7 protein-coding genes and 2 pseudogenes are annotated in these 9,480 nt (G+C 65.2%); 1 reads left to right on the top strand and 8 read right to left on the bottom strand.

The annotated features are described in order from the left end of the window. The coding region (locus tag V8324_RS20330) for a tyrosine-type recombinase/integrase (protein ID WP_336421721.1) at window positions 1-701 on the bottom strand (701 nt) is incomplete at its 3' end. A gap of 308 nt (window positions 702-1,009) precedes the next feature. Further along, a pseudogene (locus V8324_RS20325) lies at window positions 1,010-1,333 on the bottom strand (hypothetical protein); the annotation flags it as partial. A gap of 154 nt (window positions 1,334-1,487) precedes the next feature. Between V8324_RS20325 and V8324_RS20320 the strand changes: the two are divergent. Next, a complete protein-coding gene (locus V8324_RS20320) occupies window positions 1,488-1,796 on the top strand; it encodes a hypothetical protein (RefSeq protein ID WP_336421720.1) in 309 nt (102 codons plus the stop codon). Here the strand turns inward: V8324_RS20320 and V8324_RS20315 are convergent. The 6 genes and pseudogenes from V8324_RS20315 to V8324_RS20290 form a co-directional block, all read right to left on the bottom strand. Then, entirely contained in the window at window positions 1,771-4,299 is a 2,529-nt protein-coding gene (locus tag V8324_RS20315; RefSeq protein WP_336421719.1) for an arsenate reductase (azurin) large subunit, read from the bottom strand. The genes V8324_RS20320 and V8324_RS20315 overlap by 26 nt on opposite strands. Before the next feature lie 13 nt (window positions 4,300-4,312). Next, window positions 4,313-4,834 carry an arsenate reductase (azurin) small subunit gene (locus V8324_RS20310; RefSeq protein ID WP_336421718.1) on the bottom strand — a complete coding sequence of 174 codons (522 nt, stop codon included), beginning with the start codon at window positions 4,832-4,834 and terminating at the stop codon, window positions 4,313-4,315. Window positions 4,835-5,002: 168 nt separating this feature from the next. Continuing rightward, window positions 5,003-6,226: a sigma-54-dependent transcriptional regulator gene (locus V8324_RS20305; RefSeq protein ID WP_336421717.1), complete on the bottom strand. Its 1,224-nt coding sequence runs from the start codon at window positions 6,224-6,226 to the stop codon at window positions 5,003-5,005. Then, entirely contained in the window at window positions 6,219-7,652 is a 1,434-nt protein-coding gene (locus tag V8324_RS20300; RefSeq protein WP_336421716.1) for an ATP-binding protein, read from the bottom strand. The genes V8324_RS20305 and V8324_RS20300 overlap by 8 nt, the downstream gene beginning before the upstream one ends. Next, window positions 7,653-8,504: a substrate-binding domain-containing protein gene (locus V8324_RS20295; protein ID WP_336421715.1), complete on the bottom strand. Its 852-nt coding sequence runs from the start codon at window positions 8,502-8,504 to the stop codon at window positions 7,653-7,655. A gap of 727 nt (window positions 8,505-9,231) precedes the next feature. Next, window positions 9,232-9,480, bottom strand: a pseudogene (locus V8324_RS20290) (transposase domain-containing protein); the annotation flags it as partial.

Below are 9,480 nucleotides of genomic sequence, written 5' to 3'. Positions count from 1 at the left end.
CTGTGCCGCAGTGTGTGAGGGGACACCTTCTTCTTGATCTCGGCAAAGTCGCAAGCCGCCCCAAACGCGCGGTTGAACTGCCGGGTCGAGATCGGGTCGACCCGGTTGCGGGCGGGAAAGAGCCAGCCTGCGGGCCGGGCTTCCCGATAATAGTCGCGCAAGAGCTGCAGCAGGCTGGGCGACAGCATCACATGACGATCCTTGCGGCCCTTTCCCTGATCGACCCGGATCAGCATCCGGTCGCTGTCGATGTCGGGCACACGGAGGTGGGTCACTTCGCTGGCCCGAAGGCCGCCGCCATAGGCCACGCTGAAGGCGGCCCGGTACTTGAGGCCGGGCCCAGGGGCGACTTCGAGAATGCGGGTGACCTCCTCGGCACTCAGCACCACCGGGATCTTCTTCGCCAGACGCTGATAACGCATGTGGCGCTTCATCTCCGCACGCGCGCAGGTCACCGAGAAGAAGAAGCCGAGGACACTCAGCCGGTTGTTGAAGGTAGGTGCGCCGACCCCCTTTTCCTTCATGTCGAGTTGAAAGGCGCGCAGATCCTCAGGTGTCGCCGTGTCGGGCGAACGGCCCAGAAATTGCGTGAAGTCCCGCATCGCCCGCAGGTACATGGTTTGTGTCTTCGGCTGCAGACCTTTGATGCGCATATCTTCGAGAAACCGCCGGCGCAAAGCGGGAACATGTTGATCGGACATGGAAACCTCCTGTCATCCGATTGAGAAGGTCCCAATCGTCCGACAGGCGCGCCTATCCACCAAATCCCACCACCGCGATCAGCGCGCTACACTCGCCGCAAGCGCCCATACCGCGAGAGCGGTTTCGTCCTTGTCCGCATCTTACCAGTTCGTGACCCGAGCGGTGAAGGTCAGCTATAGCATTTTTTTGGCAAGGGCTGTGGGGCCGCTCTGGGGCTGAAACCAGCCTTCTGCAAACCAAGCTTGCTAACTGCCGGGAGCGGCCCTCGACTGCTCTTGCCAGTCTATCATCGCGCCGGCGGTTTCACTCACCGCCGCCCCTCGCGCAGCCAGCCGGCGAGGATGAGGCCGGAGACCAGCAGGAGCGTCAGCCATGGCGGCAGCAGGGATGTCTGGCTGACGCTGGCGGTCTCGTAGGCGCCGTGCGGAGTGATGCCGATCCAGCCACGCCCGGCGGCGGGGCGGCCGTCGCGAACCTCGCGGATGCGGGGGACGCCGTCGGCCATCGCCTGCACGCCGCCATTGGCCGCGTCGATTGCCGGGCGCAGCACGTCGCCGGTCGCGATGGTGCGCTCGAATTCGACCGGCGCGGCGGGGCCGAGGCCGATCACCGTCTGCTGATCGCCGCCCTCTTCGCCGCGCCGGGCATTGCCACAGCCGAAGCGCTCGACGTCCAGCCGGTGACCGACGATGTCCGGGCGCTGGTCGGCCCCATGGAACCACGCGGGCCTGAAAACCTCGCCAACAACGCCACCTTCGGCGTGGTGGTGACGAAAGGGGGGCGTCGTGCTGATCGATCCGGGCGGCTCGTATCAGGGGGCTGCGATTAAGGGCGCTGCGACGATCGACACGGGCGGCGATATCATGGAGGCGCCCGGCATCGACCAGTCCGATTGGTCCCGTCTCGAGCAGTTCGACAGCCTTGCGGGCCGCACCGCCCACGCGACATACGAAGACATGGAATGGGAGTGGGCGCACGCCTCCATCGGACAATGTCCGCATGGCTGCCCGTCGCCCCAAGCAAGAACGCCCGCCCCGGGATCCGGGGCGGGCGCATCGGGTCACCGGATCAGACCTTGTATTCCTTCGACTTGAAGGAAATCCCCTGTACCACCATCGGTGTGTCGCTGACCTTGCGAATATCGCCCCAGGTCTGCTTGTAGACCGGGATGATCAACTCGTTCACGCCGTCGCCGACGATATTTCCCTGCGTGCCGCGCGGGCTGCCGAACACCATGAAGGTCTCACCCCGCCGCGCGGTATCTGTGGGCGCCGCCATCGCCTGCGTGGCGCCGTTATCGTTGAAGATCTCGACCAGATCGCCTGCGGTGATCCCGCGATCGGCCATGTCCTCGGGGTGCATTTCGATGAACGGATAGGGCCAACGATCGAGGACGAAGTCGTTGTCCTGATCGAGAAACCAGCTCTGCCAGTTGAGGTTCGACCGGCCATTGTTGATGAAGAGCGGGAACTTGTCCATCTCGGCCAGCTTGCCCTCGGTGACCTGACCGCGCCACGGCCCCGCCATGAACCGCGCGCGCCCGTCATCTGTGGAAAACGTGCCATCGGTGTAAAGGCGTTCCGTTCCGATGATGAGGTCATCGTCGTCAAGACCCTGCGGCGGCTCCTGAAAGCCGTTGGTGCCCATCTTGCGCAGCCGGTCATAGGTGACCTCGGGGTGGCGCGCCTGATAGCCGTCGATGAACGCGTCCTCCTCGGTCTGCCAGTCATAGCCAGTGAACTGGTCGGCATAGGCATCCCGGCCCATCTCGCGCAGCACGCGCTCCATGTGTTGCGCGATGCCGGCGGCGATCAGGCAGTCGGGCTTGGCGTTGCCCGGCGGGTCCATGTATTTCTCGGCCAGCCGCATCCGGCGTTCGCCGTTCATCGAGGTGAGGTTCATCTCGCCCTGCTGCGCGCTTGGCAGCACGACATGCGCCTGCTTGCCCATTTCGTGCTGGATGATGTCCACATCCACCGCGAAAAGGCCGCCCTGCTTGATCGCCACGACGATGGCCTCGACCAGATCCTCGCGGGTACCGCCTGCGACCGCGTCCATCGCCTCCTTGACCATGTTGGTCCGGCGGTTCCAGATCCGCTTGAACTCGGCGGCGTTCAGCGTCGTGCGGTAGGCGTTGCAATCCCAGATGTGATGCACGCTGCCCTGACCGTTGATCAGCATGCGGTCGACATAGGCCGCGGGGCGCCCGACATGGGCCTCGTCAGGGCGCACATAGCCTTCCTGATGACCGCCCATCCGGACGCAGCCGCCGCCCATCTGGCCGATATTATGCGTGGACAGAGAGATGTTCACGATCGCGCCGTTGGTGCGGTAGTTGTCGTTGTTCCAGATGATGCCCTTCTCGTAGCCGATCATCGTGCGCCGGCGGCTGCCGTCCTCCTTAGGCTGGGCAATCCATTCGGCGGCTTTGCGGATGTCCTTGGCAGGCACGCCGGTGATCTCTGCCGCATCCTCCAGCGAGACGCGGTTGGCATCCACGGCATCCTCGAAGCTCGACAGGTGGCCGGGCTGGCCATCCGCCGTGCCGCGCGCCGGAAAGAGCGGCGGACGATCCTCGGCCTCGCGCTGGGTGCTGGCCTCGATGAAGTCCTGCGCGTGCCAGCCCTGATCGACGATATGCGTGAAGATCGCATTGGCCAGCGCCAGATCGGTGCCGGAATTCGGGGCGAGATGCAGCACGTTGTCGGGTCCGGCGGCCTGTTCGGCGGCATTGACCGACACCGTGCGCCGCGGGTCGATGAAGATGATCCGCGCCTGCGGATGCGCCTCGTCGGGCATCAGGTCGGATTTCTTGCCGCCGCTCACTCCCTGCAGGTTCGGGATCCAGTGGTTCAGGAAGTAGTTGGTCTGACATTCCAGAGGGTTGCAGCCCCAAGCCACCAGCGTATCGGCCAGTTCGGCATCCTCGTAGGCGTTGTTGAGCTCGCCGATACCCATGTCACGGGTCGCATGCACCTCGGAATTGTAGGCGGGGCGGTTGTGGATGCGGACATTCTTGACCTTCATCGACTCGAAATAGAGCTTGCCCGTCCCCCATGTGTTCTCGTAGCCGCCACCAGAGCCGCCATGATCGAACATCGACACGATCAGTTCGTCCTCGCCCTGTTCGGTGACGATCCGGGCGGTCACGCGGGCGACAAGATCATAGGCATCCTCCCAGCTTGTCTGCTGGTAGGAGCCGTAGCGCCAGACCAGCGGATCGGTGAGGCGGTGCGCCTGTGTCCCGGTGATTGCGGAGGGGTGATTTTCCGCCATCCGCGCGCCGCGCGCCGAGGCCAGCCCGGAATTGACCACGCAGTCCACATCCGGTTTCACGACCATATGCACGTCGCGCCCGTCCTTTTTTACGATGTTGTACATCGACGGCGAATACCACGCCGCGGCGTCCTGTGACTGTTGCTGGCGCAGATCGACGCCGAACTTGTTGTGTTCGGGGGCGGTGCCGCCCTGCTTGTTCATCGGCCATGTATAGGCCTTGTAGCCGCAGCCGACGATGCAGTAATGGCAGACGGCGTTATGTTCGGTCGCATCGGCGGGAATGATCGGCAGCCGGTCGATTTGTCTTTTGTAGGTCATGGTTGTTCCTCCCTCAGAGCACGTTCGACAGGCGGCCGTAGATCAGCTCGTCCACGCCCTCGGCGAAGATGTCGCCGTCACCGTCCACGCGCAGCACGAATTGCGGCAGGTTGTTGGTGGCGTGCCCCCAGATCTGCTGTCCGCCGGCCTCGACATCGAAGCGCGAGTAATGCCCGGGGCAATTGAACGTGCGATCCTCGGTGTTGTAGCTCAGGTACCAGCCCTTGTGCGGGCACAGGATCGAGAACCCCACGATGTCGTCATCAGGGCCGACCCCGCCCGCAACCGCCTGTCCCAGCTTGAGAAGGACGCCGGGGCTGTCGGCATCGGGATAGGCCACATCCATCGGCTCGTTGACCGTCAGATCTGCCGCATTGGCCAAACGGTTCGCCGGGTAGTCCACGCGCGCGAGCGCGGATTGCGCCTGTGCCTCGCTCGTTCCCATGACAACACTCGCCGCGGCCCCTGCCGTGGCCCCAAGGCCCCCGCGCAGGAACTGACGGCGACCGGCATCGACCAGTCGGTTACATTTCATTGGCTTGGCTCCTCCTTGCTATGGTGTCCATCATAACAGTGGCAAAGCCGGTCACGAGACCGGAAGGCCCTGCGTTGGTCCATAGCAAGCTATTGGAAAAATTAAATAAATCCGCATGTTCGGATTTCCGAACATCCCCCCCGGGCCTCAACCTGCCCTTTGGCCGGATCAGGACAGCCCGTATTTCTGCATCTTCTCCCAAAGCGTCGTGCGGGCGATGCGCAGCAGCGCGGCGGCTTGCTTGACATGCCCGCCGGACTGGTCCAGCGCCGCGATGATCTGTGCCCGCTCGGCGGCGTCGCGCGCCTCGGCCAAAGGCTTGATCCCGGTAGCCTTCGTCTGCCGCTCCGGGAAAAGATCGGCGGGCTGCACCACGTCCCCCGAAGCCAGCGTCAGTGCCCGAACGAGGCGAGCACGCACCTCGCGCCCGCCGCCGGGCCAGTCGTGATCGCGCGCCGCCTCGAGGCAGAGCGGGCTGATCCCGGTCAGATGCCCGGCCCGCGCCGGCGCGAGTTTCGCGAACAGCTGCTCCAGCAGCCAGACCGCGTCATCAGGCCGTGTCCCGAGCGGAGGCACCGGAATCTCCATCCCCGCGATGCGATAGAGAAGCTCCGCGGACACCGTGCCCGCCTCGACACCCGCCTCGAGATCATGACCGCAGGCCGTGATGATCCGCGCAGGTGTGCCCCTGCCGAGCGTTTCGGTCAGCTGGTGCTGAAGCGGCAGGCGGTCGACGGCGTTGATGAAAATCGTGCCGTCGCCGACCCGGTCGAGGGCACCGCTTGGGCCGAACAGCGCGGTCTCGGCGTCGCCGTCGCGCGCCAGATTGACCCCGATGAACGGGGCCGCGCGCCGGTCCGACAGATCATGGATCCGCCGCGCGATCAGGTCCTTGCCAAGCCCCGGCCCGCCTCGGATCAGCACCGGCGCGGCACTTTGGGCGGCGCGCGCGATCAGCGTCTCGACCCGGCGCGCGGCGGCCGAGACGCCAAGGATGGGTGGAAAATCGAGCGCCTCGCCGGGCGAAACCAGCAGCGCGAGGCGTTCGAGAAACACGCCCATGTCGAACGGTTTGGTGATGTAATCCGCAGCCCCCGACTTCAGCAGCCGGACCGCCTGGTCGATACCGCCATGCCCGGTGATGAACAGGAACGGCGGTGGCGTGGCGGTACGGCAGAGCGTGGTGAACAACTCTTCACCGCTGCCATCGGGCAGCACGATGTCGCAGATCACCGCGTCGATGGGCTGTTGCGGGGTGCGGATGGCCCCGAGCGCGCGCTGCATCCGTTTCAGCCAGAGCACCGAGGCGCCCTCGATCTCGAGCCGCTGAGCGATCGAGCCGCCCATGGTCTCGTCATCCTCGACCAGAACGATGCGTCGCCCGTCAAGCATCGGATCGCCCTCCGGCTTGTGGCAAGATCACGCAAATGCGCGTCATCCCATCCTTGCGCGCGTGTGTCACGCTGCCCCCCAGCCCCTTGACGAGATCGCGCACCAGCCGCAGCCCGACACCGCCGCCGCCCGCCGGCGTGACCGTCACATTGCCCAGAAGCCGGACGCGCGCGGCATCGGGCAGGCCCGGCCCGTTGTCGAAGACAGCAAACGACAAGCCGGCCTCGTCGGCGCTTGCATACAGCCCGACCCGACCCCCTTGCCCTGCCGCAGCACTCGCATTCAACAGCAGGTTCAGCAGGATCTGCCGCACCGGGGCGGCGGGCAGCATCAGCCCCTCGACCACACCGTCGGGCACGTGCCAGTCGAGATCCTGTGCCATGCGTTTCAGCTCCGGCTCGATGAGCAGGCGGATATCCTCGAAATCGGTTTGGCTCAGAACGCTCGTCTGCCGGTCGAGGCGGTTCTGCTCCAGCGTGACGCGCGCCACGTCGCGCAGATGCTGCAGTCCCCGCTCCAGCAGCGCCGCTGCGCCACGCACGATATCGGGCCGGTCGGGGAAATTGCGGATCGTGTCCGTGGCATTCAGCAGCCCGCCAAGCGGGTTGTTGATCTCGTGCGCCAGCGACGACGACAGCCGCCCGAGCGCCACGAACCGCTCGCGCTCGGCCAGCCGCCGGTCGGTATCGGCCTTGGCGGCGACGGAGTCCACCATGCCGTTATAGGTTCGGGCGAGCCGCGCCAGGTCGCCCTCGCCGTGTGGCATCTCGGCTGCGGGGATCGGCTGCGGTGCGTCTCCGGCGCCGGCCATCTGCCGCGCAAGCACCGAGACCGGCCGCAGCATCCGGCGCATCACGGCGTATCCCAGTCCGGTCAGGAACGCGATGGCAAGCGCATTGCCCGCGATCAGCAGCCACAGCGCACGCCGGCGTTCGGCCTGCAGATCGGTGACGTCCAGCTGGCTGACGATCCGGCCCACCCGGCGCCCCTGATAGTCGAGCGGCGCGACCACATCGACGGTGCGCGCCCGCGCCCCGACCGAAAGCTGATCGAGCGGGACGGCCGTGTCGGCCATGCCGGCGATCGGGCTGCCGGTCGGGACACGGCGCGGGTCGGTCGCCGCCAGAACGCGGCCATCCTCGTCGGCCACCGCCGTCAGGACCATGCGCTGTCCCTCGGCCAGTTCGGCAGCCCGGGTCAGCGTGTCGTAAACCTCCCAGACGTCGCGACGCAGCACGAGCGGGCCAAGCGCGATCGACAGGCCCTCGACATGCAGGCGCGCGAGTTCCTGCAGGCGCGCGTCCTGCACCCGGCCAAGCTCTGAAAGCACCTGCTGTGACGCGACCGCCCCCACGAGTATCATCATCGCACCCCCCAGAAGCGGCAGCCGCAGCGACAGTGGAAGGTTGCGCAGCGCCCGGATCATTCAGCTCTCCAGCAGGCGCATGCGCCGGGCGATCCCGGCGTAAAGGTCCGCCTGCGCGCGCGTGAAGCCGTCCAATTGCAGGGCCTGCAGCGCCGCGCGCCCCGACCGGGTTCCCGACAGCCCGACCAGCGCCCGGCGCAGCGCCTGTGCAGGCCCTGATCCGGCGGCGTGGCGGCGCCCGCAAATCGGCGGAAAGCCCAGCCATTCGGATTTGCCGATCACACGTGTGCGCCCGGTCAATTCCGGCTCGAGCTGTGCCAGCGCCTCCCAGACATAGCCGTCCACGCTGCCCGATGTCACAAGTCCATCGGCCACCGCCCGCACGACATTGCGATGCCCGTGCGTGTAGACGCTGCGCGAAAACCACGTCTCGGGCCGCGCGCCCATGTCGATCAGGTCGGTCGCGGTGACCAGGTATCCCGAATTGCTGTCGGGATCTGAGAACGCATGCGTCGCCCCGCGCAAGTCAGTCAGGCTTTCGAACGGCGCCGTGTCGTCGACGATCAGGTAAGAGCGATAGAGCGGCTTGCCCCGCCAGATCGGGACGGCCAGCAGATCGAGATCCGCAGCATGTTGCAGATAGGGATAGCCGCAAAGCCACGCCGCGTCCAGCGCATCGCTGAGCAACAGCCCCGTCACCTCGGCATAGGTGCGCCGCTGCACCATCTCTATCTCACGTCCGATGCCCGAGGAGAGGGCCGCGCGCAGCCTGTCGATGATCACCGCATCATTGTCGAGAAACACAGGCGTCAGGCCGAGCCGAAAGGGGGCCTGCGCAACGCCCCGCATCGGGACCGACGAAAGGGCGGCGCCCCCCATCATGAGCGCGGCGCGACGGTTCATCCGTGTCATGCCTCTTCCATCTTCCTCGCTTGGTCACCCCGCAGGCGCATCAGGGTAGTGTTTCCAGTGACTACCATGGCACCGGGTGCGGCACTCCTCAGATACCGCAATCCGCTCTCAAAAGCGACACTTCGCGCGGCCTGGCAGCCTGTGTGAGACTCGAAACTGATCGTTTCGAGGGTGTCCTGTGCCGATTCCTTGTAATCACCGACTTGAGACAATACGAGACAAGGCTCGCGTCGCGCAGCCCGGATATGGTTGGTGTTTCAAACCAGACATTGAGCTCGTGAAATGCCGAGCTTTCGATGTCACAGCACAAGAACCAATCCCGACCGAGGCAAATATGCGCCTCGTGGTCCATGGTAATTAGCGGTTTAATGAATAGCAGGACGCCCGGGCTTGCGTTACCGAAAAGACTTGCTCGCGCATTTCTGAATCTGCGCGGGTAATCTGCATATCTCCAAGTCCATCAATAGAAGGAAACGCCGCGACGCGACCGAACGTCTGCTGCAACCAGACGCGGCAATAAAATGCTGCAACTGCATTTGTCCGGTGTCAGCCGCTCTCGATTTGCCCGGCATTTTCAGGACGGCACCGTAAGCGCCAGCTGGGCCCCCACGGGCTTTTCAGCTTGACGGCTGGAAGTTCCAAGGGAGGAGTTCGTCGCCCCGGTTTTTCGGAGGGCCGGCGGCGATGGCCTCGAGATAGGCGAAGGGTTCGANCAGCTTGACGGCTGGAAGTTCCAAGGGAGGAGTTCGTCGCCCCGGTTTTTCGGAGGGCCGGCGGCGATGGCCTCGAGATAGGCGAAGGGTTCGACACCGTTGATCTTTGCGGTTTCGATCAGCGACGCGATGCGGCCCCAGGCCGTGCCGCCCTCGTCGTGAGCGGCGAACAGCGCATTTTTCCTGTTCAGTGCGATCGGGCGGATCAGATTCTCCACGCTGTTTGAATCGATCTCGACGCGGCCGTCATGGAGGAAGGTCTG

This window comes from Roseovarius sp. D22-M7 (assembly GCF_037083785.1).
Classification (GTDB): domain Bacteria; phylum Pseudomonadota; class Alphaproteobacteria; order Rhodobacterales; family Rhodobacteraceae; genus Roseovarius.
Note: the sequence above shows the minus strand (reverse complement) of the source record. Positions and strands in the feature narration are given on the sequence as shown.